The 17,865-nt window shown below is 35.2% G+C and carries 16 protein-coding genes; 15 read left to right on the forward strand and 1 reads right to left on the reverse strand.

The window, feature by feature from the left end; translation table 11 throughout:
• Positions 1-38 precede the first annotated feature (38 nt).
• From AC5LWZ_RS00220 to edd, 13 genes are all read left to right on the forward strand, one after another.
• Positions 39-536, forward strand: a complete 498-nt coding sequence (locus AC5LWZ_RS00220) for a MarR family winged helix-turn-helix transcriptional regulator (RefSeq protein WP_086362642.1) — start codon at positions 39-41, stop codon at positions 534-536.
• A gap of 58 nt (positions 537-594) precedes the next feature.
• Positions 595-1,731, forward strand: coding sequence for an HlyD family secretion protein (locus AC5LWZ_RS00225; RefSeq protein ID WP_086362643.1), 1,137 nt, complete (start codon positions 595-597; stop codon positions 1,729-1,731).
• Positions 1,728-2,888 (forward strand): ABC transporter permease, encoded by a 1,161-nt coding sequence (locus AC5LWZ_RS00230; RefSeq protein WP_198221217.1) that lies wholly within the window; start codon positions 1,728-1,730, stop codon positions 2,886-2,888. Before AC5LWZ_RS00225 ends, AC5LWZ_RS00230 begins: the two co-directional genes overlap by 4 nt.
• Before the next feature lie 402 nt (positions 2,889-3,290).
• The gene (agaR, locus tag AC5LWZ_RS00235; protein WP_086362644.1) at positions 3,291-4,073 is read left to right on the forward strand and encodes a transcriptional repressor AgaR; all 783 of its coding nucleotides are present in this window, start codon (positions 3,291-3,293) and stop codon (positions 4,071-4,073) included.
• A 41-nt stretch (positions 4,074-4,114) separates the two neighbouring features.
• The gene (locus AC5LWZ_RS00240) at positions 4,115-5,281 is read left to right on the forward strand and encodes an SIS domain-containing protein (RefSeq protein ID WP_086362645.1); all 1,167 of its coding nucleotides are present in this window, start codon (positions 4,115-4,117) and stop codon (positions 5,279-5,281) included.
• A 44-nt stretch (positions 5,282-5,325) separates the two neighbouring features.
• A complete protein-coding gene (gene agaV, locus AC5LWZ_RS00245) occupies positions 5,326-5,814 on the forward strand; it encodes a PTS N-acetylgalactosamine transporter subunit IIB (protein WP_086362646.1) in 489 nt (162 codons plus the stop codon).
• 16 nt (positions 5,815-5,830) lie between these two features.
• Positions 5,831-6,613, forward strand: a complete 783-nt coding sequence (gene agaW / locus AC5LWZ_RS00250; RefSeq protein ID WP_086362647.1) for a PTS N-acetylgalactosamine transporter subunit IIC — start codon at positions 5,831-5,833, stop codon at positions 6,611-6,613.
• Positions 6,603-7,499: a PTS system mannose/fructose/sorbose family transporter subunit IID gene (locus AC5LWZ_RS00255; RefSeq protein ID WP_110446982.1), complete on the forward strand. Its 897-nt coding sequence runs from the start codon at positions 6,603-6,605 to the stop codon at positions 7,497-7,499. The genes agaW and AC5LWZ_RS00255 overlap by 11 nt, the downstream gene beginning before the upstream one ends.
• An 8-nt stretch (positions 7,500-7,507) precedes the next feature.
• Entirely contained in the window at positions 7,508-7,945 is a 438-nt protein-coding gene (gene agaF, locus AC5LWZ_RS00260) for a PTS galactosamine/N-acetylgalactosamine transporter subunit IIA (RefSeq protein ID WP_086362649.1), read from the forward strand.
• On the forward strand, positions 7,935-9,095 hold the full coding sequence (nagA, locus tag AC5LWZ_RS00265) for an N-acetylglucosamine-6-phosphate deacetylase (RefSeq protein WP_086362650.1): 1,161 nt from the start codon (positions 7,935-7,937) through the stop codon (positions 9,093-9,095). Before agaF ends, nagA begins: the two co-directional genes overlap by 11 nt.
• 227 nt (positions 9,096-9,322) lie before the next feature.
• Entirely contained in the window at positions 9,323-10,576 is a 1,254-nt protein-coding gene (gene agp / locus AC5LWZ_RS00270) for a bifunctional glucose-1-phosphatase/inositol phosphatase (protein ID WP_493463795.1), read from the forward strand.
• 439 nt (positions 10,577-11,015) lie between these two features.
• On the forward strand, positions 11,016-11,546 hold the full coding sequence (locus AC5LWZ_RS00275; RefSeq protein ID WP_493463796.1) for a gluconokinase, GntK/IdnK-type: 531 nt from the start codon (positions 11,016-11,018) through the stop codon (positions 11,544-11,546).
• 40 nt (positions 11,547-11,586) lie between these two features.
• On the forward strand, positions 11,587-13,392 hold the full coding sequence (edd, locus tag AC5LWZ_RS00280; protein WP_065614709.1) for a phosphogluconate dehydratase: 1,806 nt from the start codon (positions 11,587-11,589) through the stop codon (positions 13,390-13,392).
• A 105-nt stretch (positions 13,393-13,497) separates the two neighbouring features.
• On the opposite strand, the gene AC5LWZ_RS00285 is transcribed toward edd, so the two are convergent.
• The gene (locus AC5LWZ_RS00285) at positions 13,498-15,222 is read right to left on the reverse strand and encodes a thiamine pyrophosphate-dependent enzyme (RefSeq protein WP_493463797.1); all 1,725 of its coding nucleotides are present in this window, start codon (positions 15,220-15,222) and stop codon (positions 13,498-13,500) included.
• Positions 15,223-15,480: 258 nt separating this feature from the next.
• Between AC5LWZ_RS00285 and AC5LWZ_RS00290 the strand changes: the two genes are divergently transcribed.
• Complete coding sequence (locus tag AC5LWZ_RS00290) at positions 15,481-17,349, forward strand: SLC13 family permease (RefSeq protein WP_493464213.1); 1,869 nt, start codon at positions 15,481-15,483, stop codon at positions 17,347-17,349.
• 86 nt (positions 17,350-17,435) lie between these two features.
• Positions 17,436-17,777: a hypothetical protein gene (locus AC5LWZ_RS00295; protein ID WP_110446977.1), complete on the forward strand. Its 342-nt coding sequence runs from the start codon at positions 17,436-17,438 to the stop codon at positions 17,775-17,777.
• Positions 17,778-17,865: the final 88 nt, after the last annotated feature.

The raw sequence follows: 17,865 nt of genomic DNA on the forward strand, positions 1-17,865 counted from the left end.
AGTATAATTAGCCGACTAAATAAATTAGGTAATGACAATTGAATTACAATTCAAGAATACTTCCTTCTCGCGAAACTTTAGCAAAAGCACAAAGATTTAATGATGAAATTATTGAGGTTTCAGGCGTTGATCTTGTCTTAAGTTTAATCACAACCGCCGATTTAATTCGATCAAATATTTATGCACAACTAGCCAAAGATTATGATGTATCTGAAGGAAAATTTGCCTTGCTAATGTCATTGTATAGTGAAGGAGAAACTTGCGCTAGCGAGTTAGCATTAAGAGTTGGCGTAACACCAGCAACCGTTTCGGTAATGGTGAAACGAATGTTAGCAGCACCCGATCCTTTAATATCAATGACCAAAAGTGGAGAAGATGGCCGTTCTCGACTAATCACCCTTACTGCAACTGGGGTAAATCTTATCCAAAAAGCATTACCTAATCACTTAAAATCGATTCGTGCTTTTGCTCAAGTCTTAAATCCACAAGAGCAGGAATCTTTAATTGCAATGTTACGCAAATTATTGCGTAAATAATTGCCAATAATTATTCATAATCATGATATTTTAACAATATACTTAGCTGACTAAATAAATGAAAAATAAATTAAACTTAGATTTACCCAAAAACATTAAAATTCCTGCTATATTTTTATTGCTACTTTTATTTGGATCTACATTAATATGTCTTGGTTCAAGAAATGATGCAGTAACTGTTGCTAAAAGTATCAAATCAGGGGTATTAACCGCTGATGAAATCAATGTTGCCTTTCAAAATGTAGGTGGAAAAGTGATTAAACGATTTGTCCAAGAATCACAATTCGTTAAAAAAGGCGACCCATTAATGCAACTTGAAGATATTGATACCAAGCTATCAGTTGATCGCTTGCAAGCACTAGTTGATAGTCAAACTGCTGCTGTTAATCAAGAACAAGCAGCAATCGAAATCACTGAAAATGAAATCAATCTTAATGAGTTATCAACATGGCGAAAAATTGAGGAAGTTAAAGCTAATCTTGAAGCGGCAAAGTCTGCTCGTGATCTAGCTAATACTGAGTTTCAACGCCATACTCAATTAAGAAAAACGGGCGGTACTTCTCAATCACAACTTGACGCTGCACGAAATGTCTACATTAGTACAAAAATGCAAGTGGTACAGATTGAAAGCCAATTATCAACCTTAATGATTGGAGCAACTCAAGACCAAATTAACCAGTTTGAACAAACTAGAAATGCTACGGGTATGACATTGCAATCGATCACTATTGATCGACAAAAACTACAAAATCGTCAAAATCAGCTTGCTCAGATTAAAGCGCAATTAGCACAAGCTCAAGCTGATTTAAAACAATTACAAGTCAATTATGATCGACTAACATTAGTCGCGCCAGAAGATGGCAAAGTGCTAAAACTGATGTTTGAAGATGGTGAGATGGCACCTGCTGGAGCACCAGCTGTATTATTAGAAACTGATCGCAAATATGTCGATATCTATGTTAATGAAAAAATGGTCAATGATTATCAACCAGGCACAAAGGTGAAGGCGAATGTTATCGCATTAGATAAAACCGTAAAAGGCACCGTTCGATTTGCAACTGCTGCGCCATCATTTGCTGACTTACGCATGACTCGAGAACGTGGACAGGCCGATTTAACATCTTACCAAGTCAGAATTTATATGGAATCTATTCCACAACTATTAACCGGTATGACAATTGAGGTTGATCAATGATGCGACAAAACATCATTAAATCTATGCTTGAAGAGCTTGACGCTATGTTGTCAGGCCACTTCATTCCTTATTATAAAGTGTGCTTAGGTTTAGCTGCCATCGTATCACTTATTTTTTCAATTGTTCTGAGTCATGGTTCAGTTTTTGAAGGAAAAATCGCCGTTATTGATCTCGATGGTTCTAATTATTCAACTGAATTAATCAGTAAGGTAAATACGTCACCATTTATTGAAATAACAGAAGTGATTCGATCGCCAATTAATCCAATTACCTTGGTTTCACATGATCGTAATTTAGGCGTTTTATATATCCCTAAAGGGCTAGAAAAATCGCTAAAAAAAGGTGATCAGACGGTTAAATTAGGTTATTTTGCTGATGACTCAAATGATGCCCAAAATGCCAAAGTAATGCAAAGCCTTAATGAAATTATCCCTGAATCAGGTGCAGAATTAAGTGTTGGTAAAGTCGCAGCATTAGGACTAGGTCGAGAAGCAACAGAAGCGACCTTATCACCAATGCAATTAAAAACGAGAACCATGTTTAATCCGGCTAGTTCATCAACAATATCCACTATTATCTATTTTGTTTACTTCTTTTCATCATTAACTTATGGATTAACCTCATTAATGATTATTGGTCGATTAAAAACCATGGGGATGTGGAATACAGTAATTGAACGAGGTTTTTTACCATTATTAGCCAGAACAGTGCCTTATGCCCTATTTTATACCACTGCTTTAACCTTGATTACAGCAATATTGGTAATATTCGGTCAACTACGTTTTGATGGTAATTATTTTACTTTCGTACCAAGCATTTTTATGACCGGTTTAGCTTTTGGTTGGTTAGGTTTACTACTATCTTGGAAAACTAACCATCCCGGCGAAGGAGCAAGTAAAATGATTTTCCTTGTTCCTCCCGGCTTTATTATGGGCGGTTCAACCATGGCAGTAGGCATTATGCCAATATGGGCCTTTTATGTTAGTCATGCCTTTCCATTAGTTTGGTTATTTCGCTTCTTCCGTGACATAGGTATACGCGGACGTTCATTTGTCGATATGTTATCAACATATGGTATCTTCATTATCTATTTAACCGTTATTGCTTTTGCCGTGATGATGTTTGTTAAGCGCAGTAAAAATAGCCAACCAGAATGAAAAAATAACCACAATTAAGTTATTGAAACACCAATCGGTGTTTCAATATCTATATCAACCTCTATATTCTCTTAGTTATAATTTTTGATTAACAATCTTATAATCAATGAAATTTACAAATTTGTGACATAGATCACTCTAAACAATGAAAGCGGATATTTTTTTATTGTTTAGCTGTCTTTCTTTTATATGATTTCTCTTTTAAGTTAAAAATTTGAAAAATAACATTAATATTCTTTTTACTGCTTATCTTTCATATTGAAAGCTTTCGTTTTATTTTAAATGGAAATAATATTTCAATTTTTTCTTACCTAACCAATTTTGTGACCTATCTATCATTTTTCGATCCCTTATCTATGTTTAAATTTAATAAAGAAACGAAAGTCAAATGAGTGGTAGAAAATGAATAAAGAAATAATCAATACTTTACAACGTAGAGAAAAAATTATTCATTTACTTGATACAGAGAATACCGTATCAGTTAACAAATTAAGTAAATTATTTAAAGTATCAAGCGTTACCATCCGAAACGATTTAAGACACCTTGAAGAAAAAGGTTGTATATTGCGCTGTTATGGTGGAGCAATGTTAAATAAATCCTTTGCTTTAGATAAACCATTATTAGACAAAAGCCGTATCAATTCGAACATTAAAAATAAAATTGCTCAGCAAGCAGCTGAAATGGTTAATGATGGAGACCGAATCATTCTCGATTCAGGATCGACAACAGCAGCTATGGTTCCCTATTTACGTAACAAAAAAAACTTAATTGTTTTTACTAATGCAGTAAATATTGCCTATGAATTATCAAATAATAATGACATAGAAGTAATTATTGCTGGAGGGAACATCAGAACAAAAGCTTACTCTATTTCCGGCCCTACAGTAGAACAACAATTAAGAATGTACCATTTTGACAAGCTTTTTTTAGGTGTTGATGGTTTTGATCTAAATGCTGGCATTACTACACCAAATTTCGGTGAAGCTAATGTCAACAAGGTAATGTGTCAAGTTTCAGAGCAAATTATCGCAATGACTGACTCAACAAAGTTCGGTCGTAAAAGTTTCTGTACGATTGAAAAAATTAATCTAATTAACACTATCATTACTGACACAAAAATTCCACAGGATTATCTAGAACAATTACATCAACTAGGAATAAATGTAGTCATTGTAGATTATTAAACTTTATAAATTTATTGGAATGATTAAAAAGGATATAGATTATGCAAAAATATTTGAATTATTCGTTAGATTGGTTAGAACAACACGGCGCTCAACATACTGCGAAAGAGATTTGTCAGCAACCACAAATTTGGCGAAATTTATTACAAATCATTTCACAACAGCAAAGTCAATTACAATCATTTTTACAGCCTTTACTTTCCGATCCAAACTTAGAAATAATATTGACAGGTGCTGGCTCGTCCGCTTTTGGCGGTGTAGCTCTGGCACCATGGCTAAGAGAACAGACTCATCGTAACGTTCACGCTTATGCGACAACAGAGATTGTCACTAATCCTCAGCAATATTTATCACCAAATAAAAAAACGTTAATTGTCTCATTTGCGCGATCAGGAAATAGTCCAGAAAGTGTTGCTGCAGTCAAATTAGCAGATCAAATAGTTTCTGACTGCTACCATCTGTTTTTAACCTGTAACCCAACCTGTGCATTAACAGAATATACGGCAAAAGAAAACAATCCTAAGCGTATTTTTCATCTAGTCATGCCTGAAGGAACACATGACTTAAGTTTTGCAATGACGTCAAGTATAAGTAGTATGATGCTTGCCACACTTCTACTTCTAGACAAGCTTGATCTTGAAAAAGCACACAATGCTGTAATGGAAATTGCTAGTATTTGTGAAGACAAACTATCAAGCTGGCAATCAATAACTAAACAATTAGCTAGTAAAGAACATGATCGCGTTATCTATGTTGGTAGTAGCTGCTTCACAGGTATTGCACAAGAATCTGCCTTAAAAATTTTAGAACTAACCGCCGGTAAAGTAGCAACCCGCTTTGATTCAATATTAGGACTACGTCATGGCCCAAAATTTATGGTTGATACAAAAAGTTTAGTTGTCTGTTTTTTCTCAAGCGAGCCATATGTTCACCAATACGATATTGACCTATTTAATGAGCTTGTTCATGACAAAATTGCATCCGACGTCATAGCACTGACAAGTCAAGAGAGTATAGATCAACAAATATTATCGGTAGATTGTAAACTCCCTGATTGTTGGTTGATTTTTCCTTATCTAGTTTTCGCACAAATGTTAGCGTTTGAAAAATCACTTCATCTTGGACTGACTCCAGATAACCCTTGTCCAACCGGAGAAGTTAATCGAGTAGTAAAAGGCGTTAATATTTATCCATTTAATAAAAACTAATTACCTGAATCTGTTAAACAAATAAACAAAAGGACTTAATAGCAATGAGCACACCTAATATTCTTATGACACGTATAGACAATCGTTTAGTTCATGGTCAAGTTGGCGTAACTTGGGTTAATGCACTTGGTGCGAATCTATTATTAGTCGCCAATGACAGTGCTTCGCAAGATCCAGTCCAACAAAATCTAATGGACATGGTTATTGCTGAAGGCATTCAAACTCGTTATTTTACCTTACAAAAAACTATCGACATTATTGGCAAAGCCGCTGAAAGACAAAAGATTTTTATTGTCTGTAAAACACCACAAGATGTATTAACCCTCGTTAAAGGTGGCGTACCAATCAAATTTGTCAATGTTGGTAATATGCATTTTTCCGAAGGTAAAAAACAAATTCATAAAACCGTTTCTGTCGATGAATCAGATATCGCAGCATTTAAAGAACTTGAACAATTAGGTGTAACTTGCGAAATCCGCCGAGTGCCTGATGAAGCTGGCGAAAAAATAGCGGATTTAATCAATCTATCTTAACTTGAGGGAGCATACTATGTTAATGGATGCATTATTAATTGGACTTCTAGCTGGTATAGCTGGCGTAGATTTATTTGATGGCCTGACTCATTTACACAGACCTATCGTAATAGGGCCGTTAGTTGGATTAATTTTAGGCGATGTTACAACCGGTTTATATGTTGGAGGATCATTAGAACTGGTATGGATGGGAATGGTACCGCTAGCAGGAGCACAACCACCTAATGTGGTTATCGGTGGTGTAATTGGTACCAGTTTTGCAATCTTAACTCATGCAGATCCTAAAGTTGCAATAGGTATTGCCGTACCATTTGCTATTGCAGTACAAGGATGTATCACTATTTTATTCACCATATACTCACCAATGATGCATAAATGTGATCGCTTCGTTGATCAACTCAATTTTAAAGGAATTGAATGGGTTAACTATCTTGGCATGATTATTCTTTTTTGTTTCTATTTTATTGTTGCTTTCTTACCTATCTACTTTGGTGCTGACGCAGCAACAGCACTAGTTAAAAAATCACCGCAATGGTTGCTTGATGGACTTAGTGTTGCTGGTGGTATGATGCCGGCCATCGGTTTTGCAATGTTAATGAAAATTATGATGAAGAAAACCTATATTGCTTATTTCATTTTAGGTTTTCTTGGTGTGACGTTCCTTAATTTACCAATTTTAGCGATTGCATTAGGCGCTCTAGCTATAGCAATGATTGATTTCTTTAATTATGGCCGTGAAAACAACGATAGTAACAAGCCAGTAAGCTCAGATTCAATGGAGGTGGAAGATGGAATTTAATAACGATCACGATAAAAAAATGGCCGAGAAAGAAGCAAAACGTATGGAACAAGCATTAGCGACAAGCAAAGCCACAGCCGATACTTTTTATGATCAAAGCCAAGATGTAACACTAACCAAAGGTGATATTAACCGAATGGCGTTTCGTTCCCTTGCTTTACAAGCGTCATTCAACTATGAACGTATGCAAGCAGGAGGTTGGCTTTATACTATCTTACCAGCATTACGTAAAATACATAAAAACCAAGATGATCTTAAAAATTCGATGCATATGCATATGGAATTTATTAATGTCCATCCTTTTGACGCCACGTTCCTCTCAGGATTAGTTCTTGCCATGGAAAAAGGCAAAGAAAATATTTCAACTATACGCGCGGTGAAAGTCGCTTTAATGGGACCTTTAGGTGGAATAGGAGACGCATTATTTTGGTTAACTTTACTGCCAATATGCGCTGGAATTGGTGCATCATTAGCCTTAGAAGGTAGTTTTTTTGGGCCAATAATTTTCCTACTAATGTTTAATATTGTACATTTTGGCTTACGTTTTGGTTTAGCTCATTATGGCTATCATGCTGGTACCAGTGCTTTACCTTTATTAAAAACGCATACTAAACGTATCTCACATGCTGCATCTATAATCGGTATGACAGTAATAGGAGCATTAGTTGCCTCATATGTACATTTATCTACACCATTAGAAATAAATGCAGGACAGGCTCATGTTGCGCTTCAAGCTGATGTATTAGATAAATTGATGCCAAATATATTACCACTTGGCTTTACCTTAATTGTTTATAGTTTGATGAAACGTAATTTCTCACCAGTAAAACTAATTGGTTTAACGGTTATTATTGGTGTTGTAGGTAAATTAGTCGGATTTTTATAGAGGGAATTATGTTAGGGATAATATTAACCGGCCACGGTAGCTTTGCTACCGGGCTTTACGAAGCCGCCACACAAATTATTGGTAAACAACCACAATTTACGGCTATAAATTTTCCTGATGGTATGAGTAGTGAACAATTAGAGGAACAATTGCACCAAGCATTTCAGGAAACTAATTGTGGTGACGGTGTTTTATTTTTAACTGATATTGTCGGTGGTTCACCATTTCGATTAGCGGCAGTTTTAAGTTATCAACACCAAAATATTGAAGTAATTAGCGGTGTTAATATGCCGCTGTTACTTGAAATTTTGTTACTACGTGAAAATTTAGATATCACAACCATTCGTCAAGAAACTATTGAAAATGGTAAGCAAACAATAACTAGCTTATGGCATGAACATCAAAAACAGTCAACTATTGATAAGGAATGTTCTGATGGAATTTAAACAAATTTGCGCTCAAAAGGTTTTAACACCTGTTGGTTGGATTGATAATGCAATTATCACTATTAATAATGGAAAAATTATTGATATTCAGCCTAATGATAAGCCTTGTACGAACCAAATAAAACTCTTACCAGCGCTCATAGATACCCATATTCATGGTGTCATGGGCGCTGACACTATGGATGCCACTCATGAATCATTAAATACCATAAGCTGTTTTTTGGCAAAACATGGCGTTGGTGCTTTTTTAGCGACAACAGTAACTGAAAGTTATGAAAAGATTGAAGCAGCATTAATACAAGTTAAAAACAGTATAAAGAAAGGCGTTTCAGGCGCCACAATATTAGGTTCGTATTTAGAAGGGCCTTTTTTTAGTGATATACATAAGGGCGCACATCCTGAAGAGTTTCTATGTGCACCGGATCGTGCAATAATTGAAAAATGGTTATCACTAGCTGAAGGGACATTAAAATGCATTGCTTTAGCACCTGAATACCCAAATGCTCTCTCTATTATCAAGTGGCTAAATGAACAAAATATTCGTGTTATGTTGGGTCATACTAATGCCGACTATCAAACAATTAAAGATGCAATATTAGCTGGTGCCAGCGGCGTAGTACATTGCTATAACGGCATGTCTGGATTACATCATAGACAACCAGGCGTTGTTGGTGCAGCATTAAGTATCGATAACTGTCAAACTGAAATTATCGCAGATGGCCACCATGTTCATCCAGCTGCGATTAACATCGCCCATAAATGTTGTGGAAAAAATCTGTTACTAATTACTGATGCGATGCAAGCAACAGGAATGCCAAGTGGCGATTATTATCTAGGTAAATTACAAGTACATATGCAAGATGATGTTGTTCGGACTAACAATGGTGGTTTAGCTGGTAGCACGCTGACCCTTGAACGTGCGGTAACTAATTTTGCTGATTATACCAATATACCTTTCGAACAAGCTTGGTTACATGGTAGTTATTATCCAGCTAAAGCATTAGGGATTGATGATACTTTAGGTAGTATTGCGCCGAACAAATTAGCCAATTTGGTATTATTAAATGATGATAATCAGATTGTTGCAACCATTATAAATGGTAATGTTGTTTATCAAACATCAGCTGATCTTAGCAATATTTTGATTTAAAAATCTATACACTTTTTTAACAAAATAAGAGGCATAAGGGTTAATCGTGTAGGCGTTTATATGTCTATTAAATCTATCTTCTTTCCTCTTATTATATTAGGATTGATAAGTAATATAGAGTAAAAATATACTATTTAATTGAAGTAATTATTAGTGTTTACCTACCACTTATCACAAACATTATCATGGTGATCTCATCTCCTCGAACGTTACTTAAGAGGTTATTTATGCGAAAATTAAAATTAATATTAGGCCTTTCTTTTGCTTTATCTTTCTCAACACAAGCATTAGAAACAATAAATAATTATACATTAGAACAAGTGGTGGTGTTCAGCCGTCATGGATTGCGAGCTCCATTAGCTAGTCCAAATAGTACTTTAGGTAAAGTAACCCCTAATCAATGGCCACAATGGGATACACCTGCTAGTTATTTAACTACCCGAGGTGGAGTATTAGAAAGTTATTTTGGACATTATTTTAGTGAATGGTTAGTTGATAATAAATTATTAAGCGAAAATACATGTCCAACAGAAAAAGAAGTATATATTTATACTAATAGCTTACAACGAACTATTGCAACTGGTCAGTACTTTGCGGTTGGCGCTTTTCCTGGTTGCATTGTCCCAATTATTCATAAAGAAAAATTAGGCACTATGGATCCTACATTCTTTCCTGTAATTAAAGATGGTAGCCCATCATTTAAAGAGTCTGCCATTGCATCAATCAATCAAATTGCTGATGCAAATGGTATTGAAGGATTAAATAAAAAATTGGATAACGCCTATAATGACATGTCCAAAATAATCAATTACGCAAATTCGGCAAATTGTCTAAATGATAAACAATGTGATTTCACTGCGTTACCAACTAAACTTATTATTGAAAAAGGCAAAGAACCCGGTATAACAGGTCCTCTTCGTACTGGAACATCAATTGCGGATGCCTTTATATTACAATATTACGAAGGGGCACCATTAACAGATATAGCCTGGGGTAAAATAAAGAATAACGAGCAGTTTGAGAAATTAGTCGCTATCAAAGAAAATTATAATACCGTATTATTTGGTTCGCCTGTTGTAGCCAAACAAATCGCAGCCAATTTAGTTAATTATATCAATCAAACATTTTCAGAAAAAAACAACAAAAGCAAATTTACGTTTTTAGTCGGCCATGACTCAAATGTTGCATCACTATTTTCCGCCATAAAAATTAAGTCGTATACACTGGCAAATCAATTTGAAACTACGCCAATTGGTGGAAAAGTTGTATTTCAAAAATGGCGCGATAACAAGACTGGTGAAGCATTAATGAAAATTGAATATTTTTATCAGTCAACCGATCAAATTCGTAATTTGACCCAATTAAATAGGAAAACTCCTCCGCAAAAAATTGTATTAGAAATGGAAAATTGTCCAATTAATAAAGATGGTTTTTGTTCATTTTCTGCATTTAAACAAATCATGAATGATGTTACTAAATAATGCTTGATATATTGATTGTATGCTTAGGTTTTTAGGCATACAATCAAAAAGTTATTAATTAATCGTTACATTAGTAATTTATATTTAAATCATGACTTATCTAAGTCTACACACTATCTAAAGAAAAAGTTTACCACAACATTAATAACTAATTTAATCAACATGGATGTAACATTTTGATTATAAAAATTATTTTCAAATCGTTAACTAGCAACTAGTTTCATATCTACAAGCCCCTGTACATTCACTTTTACTTGGTTTCCGAAAATGGCTATAAATAATAGTGAAAACAACAAAACAAAGAAAAATAGCCACATGAATATTTTTTGACCGCAAATAAAAATATGATCTAGGTCACAAAAGAAACTTTTTTATATTGCAATAAAAGATTATAGTGACAAAATGTTACCCGTAACAGAATGGTTTAGAGAATCAGCTAATGACCGAAAAAAAGAAAAATATTTTCATTTTCATGGGAGTATCTGGGAGTGGTAAATCAGTTGTTGCTAAACAAATTGCCGATAACCTAAATGCGGCTTTTTTAGATGGCGACTTTCTACATCCCAAAGCCAATATATTAAAAATGCGTAGTGGTATTCCGCTAAATAATGAAGATAGACTGCCGTGGCTAAATCTAATTAGTAACGCCGCATTTGCGATGAGTAATGTCAATGATGTTTCGATCATAATTTGTTCCGCATTAAAACAACAATATCGAGATATTATTCGTGGCGAAAATGAAAATATTCACTTTATTTACCTAAAAGGAAGTTTTGCGGTTATTGAACAACGTCTAGCTGAACGTAAAGGACATTACCAAAAATCTGGCATGTTACAGTCACAATTTGACACCTTAGAAGAACCGACTGCCGATGAAAAAGATGTCTATGCCATCAATATTGAACAATCGCTAATTGATGTTATTAATGAAACTACGCAGGTTATCAATTCAATATGTAGTTGTGAATAAATTTATAACAATAAAAAATAAAAAGATCGGAGAGGTTAATGTGAATTCCACTATTTTAGCTGTAACGCAGCGTATTATTAATCGTTCTAAAGCATCACGTGAGGCTTATTTACAAAAAATAGAACACGCTATGTTAAAAAAAGTCACTCGTGCAAGTTTACCTTGTAGCAACTTAGCACATGGCTTTGCTGCTTGTTGCTTAGATGATAAAAATGATCTTAAAAATATACTAAAAAGTAATATCGGCATTATCAGTTCTTATAATGACATGTTATCTGCACATAAACCTTATGAATCTTACCCCGAACAAATTCGCAAAGTATTACATGAAATAGGTGCTGTTGGTCAAATGGCAGGTGGCGTACCCGCCATGTGTGATGGAGTAACACAAGGTGAACCAGGGATGGAAATTTCCCTCATGAGCCGAGATGTCATTGCAATGTCAGTTGCTGTTGGCTTGTCGCATAATATGTTTGATGGTGCTCTTTATCTTGGCGTTTGCGATAAAATTTTACCAGGGTTATTTATTGGCGCTCTATCTTTTGGGCATTTACCGGCTATTTTTGTCCCTTCAGGACCAATGCCTTCAGGCCTATCGAATAAAGAAAAAGTCCGTATTCGCCAACTTTATTCAGAAGGAAAAGCATCACGTGAAGATCTATTAGAATCTGAGTCTGCATCATACCATTCTAGCGGAACCTGTACTTTCTATGGTACCGCGAATAGTAACCAAATGGTCATCGAATTAATGGGTTTACATTTACCTGGCGCAGCCTTTGTACATCCAGAAACAGCATTACGTTACGAATTAACAAATGCAGCAGCAAAACAGATTACACGCTTAACGAACCAATCAGGTAATTATATGCCTGTCGGTAAAATGGTTGATGAAAAAGTCATTGTTAATGGCTTAGTTGCTCTATTAGCAACAGGTGGGTCAACCAACCTAACAATGCATATTGTTGCTATGGCTAAAGCTGCTGGTATTATTATTAATTGGGATGATATTTCTGATTTATCAACTGTTGTACCGTTACTTAGTCGAATATACCCAAATGGGCCAGCTGATATCAATTATTTCCAAGCGGCTGGTGGAACGTCATTACTAGTAAGAGAATTATTAGCTGGAGGCTTATTACATGAAGATGTTGAAACAGTTGTGGGGCGTGGATTAAGCCGTTATACCAAAGAACCAATTTTAGAAAATGGCAAACTCATCTTCCGTGAAGGCCCAACCAAATCTTTAGATGAAAATGTGATTGCTTCAATTAAAAAACCTTTCAATTCCCATGGTGGACTAAAGGTCATGTCGGGCAATTTAGGTCGAGCCATAATGAAAACGTCTGCTGTTACTGCTGAGCATCAAATTATTGAAGCACCTGCAGTAGTTTTTAACAGTCAATATGATTTAGATGCAGAGTATAAAGCTGGCAATCTCAATAAAGATTGTGTTGTAGTTGTACGTTATCAAGGTCCAAAAGCAATCGGTATGCCGGAACTGCATAAATTAATAACACCATTGGGTGTGTTACAAGATCGCGGTTATAAAGTTGCCTTATTAACTGATGGTCGCTTATCTGGCGCCTCAGGTAAAGTACCAGCTGCAATTCATGTCACCCCTGAAGCTTATGCTGGAGGATTATTGAGCAAAGTACAACAAGGTGACATGATTCGAGTCAACGGTCAAACTGGCGAAATCACATTATTGGTCGACGAAGCTGAACTAGCAATGCGACAAGCAGAACCAATCGATCTAACTGATTCACATCAAGGCTTTGGTCGAGAACTTTATTCGGTTATTCGAGAGAATCTTACTTCAGCGGAAGAAGGGGCCGTTAGCTTTTAATTCAACTTATCTGCCGCCATATGCGGCAGATATCGTTAAAGTTAGGCTAAAAAACCCCTTTCCTCAAAATTTTTTAAGATAATACTTAACTGTTAACTTAATGATTTATTTTTTAACAAAATTATCAATTAACAAATTAACCACATCTTTCATTTTGCCATGCAATGATGCTTTTACACTATAAAGCGCCATTCCCATCACTTGTGAACTATGTATTTCTGGCGGCATAACTAGTTCATACTCACTTGTTTTTACATCTAATAAAGCTGGACCTGGATGAGCTAAGAATGATTGCACAGCCACTTCAAGCAAATCGGAATTATCAACTCTAATTGAATACAGACCCATTGCATTGGCAACTTTTGCAAAGTCAGGATTTTTTAAATCAGTATAGTGATCGACAAGCCCTTCCGATTTTTGCTCTAATTCAACAAAATTAAGTGAACTATTATTTAGCACGATAACTTTGATGGGTAGATTCTCCTGAATTGTGGTCAATAAATCTCCCAAAAGCATACTAATACCACCATCCCCTGATAAGGTAATAACTTGACGATTAGGAAAGGCCTTTTGCACACCCAATGCTTGTGGCATCGCATTGGCCATAGTGCCGTGTTTTAGACTAATAACAGTTCGTCTTTTACCATTGGTTGAAAAATGGCGGCATGCCCAAACCATCGCCGAACCAACATCAGCACACAGTACTGCATCATCATTAGCATACTTATCAATCAATTCGGTTAAATATTGTGGATGAATGACGGTTTTTGATGGTATCGCTTTTTTATTTAATTTATCGATTGCTTTAGTGTGTAACTCACGGCATTTATCTAAAAATGTCGTATCTGTTTTTTCATCAATTAGAGGTAATAAGTCTGCTAAGGTTGGTTTGCTAGCCCCGACTACACCAACCTCAACACTATGACGGTGACCAAGATGAGTAGCATCAATATCGACCTGAATAATTATTGCATTATCTGGATAAAACTGAGACCATGCAAAATCAACACCCAACATTAAAAGCACATCACACTCTTTAATAGCCGTGGTACCTGATTCCATACCAAACATCCCCGTCATACCAACATTATAAGGATTATCATATTCAACAAAATCTTTAGCTCTTGATGTATGGACTATCGGTGATTTTAATTTATTGGCTAGAGCAACTAACTCATCATGAGCATCTGACACTCCATACCCAGCAAAAATTGTCACTCTACTATTTTTATTTAAAATTTCAGAAATTTTAGCCAATTCATCATCAGATGGACGAATTATTGGTTTGGGATGATAGATTTTGTGTCCACTGTTATCCTCAACTTTGGTTAAACTAATATTGTAAGGAATAACTAAAACAGCAACCCCACGCTGATTAATCGCAGCTTGAACCGCAGCAGTTGTAATTCGTCTTGCTTGTGTTGGGTCAGTAATTTGCTGACAAAAAACAGCACAGTTTTTATAAACTGCCTCAAAGTCAACTTCTTGCGGAAAGTCCGTTCCCTGTTGAGAAGTAACCAACTGACTAGCCAATAAAATAAGCGGTACTTTATTTCGTTGTGCTTCATAAATACCATTAATAAAATGTAAACTTCCCGGTCCACAAGATCCTGCACATGCAGTTATTTGATCGGTCAAATAGGCTTCAGCGCCAGCAGCAAAAGCACCAACTTCTTCATGACGAACATGTACCCACTCAATATCATCACTTTTTTTAATAGCAGAAGTAATCTGATTTAACGTATCGCCAACAATACCATAACAATGTTTCACACCGGCTTGAGCTAAAACATCAACAATAATCTGTGCAACTGATTTTTTTGATGACATATGGTCTCCTCAACATGGTTTAGATTTAAACAATTCAAATTGACTAACTTACACCTAGTTTTATGAATACGAATAGTCGAAAAATAAAACAGCAGAAAATGTTAAAAATGTCATAATGGCAAAGGTTTGCCGCAATAAACTTTATTTGAAGATATTCCCTATTACAATGAATCAAGGTATTATGTCGAAAATCTACTCAACACTATAGAGCTACTTTTTGTGGAACAGTTGTCATCTGGACATAGTTTTGTATCATCAATGTCGGCTTTTTTGCCTAATTATATAATCGAATATTATCCTCTTATTACTGTTTGTTTATTACTTTTTATTGCTATTTTGCTGTTTTCATTCAGTAAATTAAGAATGGATATTATTGCACTTCTCATTATAACCGCGATCACCGTTACCGGTGTCTTAACACCAGCTGAAGCACTTTCAGGATTTAGCGATCCAAACATTATTTTAATCGCATTACTATTTGTTATTGGAGAAAGCTTAGTAAGAACCGGTATCTCTTACAAAATGAGTGAATACATATTAAAAGCCGCCGGTCAAAATGATATACGTATTATAACATTTATTATGTTAGGTGTAGCATTATTAGGATCGGTGATGAGCTCAACAGGCGTGGTGGCGATATTTATTCCTGTAGCGATTAGCATTGCCAATCATACCGGTATACATGTTAAAAAATTAATGATGCCGCTATGTATTGCTGCGCTAATTAGTGGCATGATGACCCTTGTTGCTACCGCACCAAACCTAGTAGTGAATAGTGAACTGAGTCGAGCAACTTTAACTGAATTTGGTTTCTTTTCTATTACGCCAATAGGTATAGGGGTATTAATTGTCGGTGTTATTTATTGTGTACTAACTCGCAATTGGTTACTGACAGCCGACCAAATTACACCAACCAATAGTCAACCACAAAGACGTAAAATTACCGACCTGATTAGAGATTATAAATTAATTGGTCGAGCGCATCGAGCGCAAATTCTTGCTGGCTCTCCTTTTGTTGGTCGAACTATTGACGGTTTACACTTACGTAGTGAGCATGGGGTAAATGTTATTGGTATCGAGCGTTGGCGAAAGTTTCAAAAAGTCCTCATTCCGGTTAACGGATCTACCGAATTTAGAGAAAACGATATTCTTTTGTTGGATATGTCCCATTCCGAAGCTGATTATCGTACATTTTTAACGACCAATAATCTTGAACCCAAAATTCTACGTGGTGAATATTTTTCTGAACAAGTAAAAGAAGTTGGTATGGCCGAGGTAGCATTACTACCAGAATCATCATTATGTGGTAAAACGCTTAATGAGATAGATTTTAGAAGTAAATATTTTTTAACCGTGATTGGTATTTGGCGAAATCATGCTCCTGTTGAGACAAATAACTTATTCCAAGAACGCTTAGAAATGAGTGATACGTTATTAGTTTGCGGTGATTGGGGTTCAATCCAAAAACTTCAAACTCGTACTAGTGATTTTGTAGTGTTAGATTATCCTTCAGATATTGATGATGTTGCCCCCGCTAGCTCGCAAGCTTATGTAGCACTATTTAATCTAGCCTTGATGATAATTTTAATGGTTACAGGAATTGTTCCAAATGTGGTTGCAGTACTTATTGCCTGCCTATTAATGGGAGCAACTCGTTGTATCGATATGGCTAATGCCTATAAGTCAATTCATTGGCCAACATTAATTCTTATTATTGGTATGATGCCTTTCGCAGTAGCTTTAAATAAAACGGGAGGAATTTCATTAATCTCGGAATGGCTTGAAATTCATTTACGATCGTTTGGTCCTTATATGGTGTTAACCTTTATCTTTTTATTGTGCTCAACGGTAGGATTATTTATTTCGAATACCGCAACAGCAATTTTGATTGCGCCAATTGCGATTGATTTAGCCATAAAATTTGGCTATTCGCCTTATCCATTTGCTATGACAGTGGCGATTGCAACATCAGCTTCATTTATTACACCTGTTTCATCACCAGTTAAAACAATGGTAGTGGCTCCAGGAGGATATAGCTTTAGTGATTTTGTTAAAATTGGCCTACCATTAACTTTTCTAGTGATGGCCGTTGATATAGCATTAGTGCCAATTTTCTTCCCATTCTAAGTAAAAAAATATTTATTAAACTATATTTTATGGTTACTATAAAGTGTCTGGATGACCAGCTAATTTAAGGAATAAGGTTTTAGAAAATGAGTAATGCTCAACAATTTTTAATGTTTATAGGTATAATGTCATGTATTATTTTAATTTTTTGCACATTTATTTATCTATTAATGAAATTATACATGTTCGTAGTAAAATCAACAATAAAGAATAGTAAGCTGACAGATGAAAGATTAACCAAAATGTACAATAATATGAAGGTTAGCAAGGATAATAAATCAAAACTTATTATCCTTGCAATTGTCACCGGCATATTTTGTGGTGGCGTTTTTGGTGGAATTTTTTATTATTTTTTATACAAAAAAATCTTCTCCAACACCTACGAACTTTACAAACAAGGCATGATTGAACGTAACTTACCGCTATAACTCAGTCAATACTTTTATACAATCCAAAAGTGATAGATATTAAAAACTCATTTTTGTGGTTGCAGATTCTTAATTTAATTTAAAGTAT

The organism is Gilliamella sp. LMG 34362, from assembly GCF_984569125.1.